1 protein-coding gene is annotated in these 247 nt (G+C 49.0%); it reads left to right on the top strand.

Annotated elements, in window-relative coordinates; genetic code table 11:
• Window positions 1-247 (top strand): integrase core domain-containing protein (locus tag HBA93_RS22605; RefSeq protein WP_221724728.1); only part of this gene is annotated, 247 nt, incomplete at both ends.

Below are 247 nucleotides of genomic sequence, written 5' to 3'. Positions count from 1 at the left end.
GATGTTATCGACGTTCTGACCGATCTGTTCATTTTACGGGGCATTCCTGCGCATATTCGTACTGACAATGGCCCGGAATTCATCGCCAAGGCTTTGAGGGAGTGGATTGCGCTTGTCGGTGCCAAGACGGCTTACATTATGCCGGGTAGCCCATGGGAGAACGGCTATTGTGAAAGCTTCAACTCCAAATTCCGTGATGAACTGCTCGACGGAGAAATCTTCTATACGTTCAAGGAAGCAAAGATCA

The organism is Ochrobactrum sp. SFR4 (assembly GCF_019730395.1).
In the GTDB taxonomy this organism is placed as follows: Bacteria; Pseudomonadota; Alphaproteobacteria; order Rhizobiales; family Rhizobiaceae; genus Pseudochrobactrum.
Note: the sequence above shows the minus strand (reverse complement) of the source record. Positions and strands in the feature narration are given on the sequence as shown.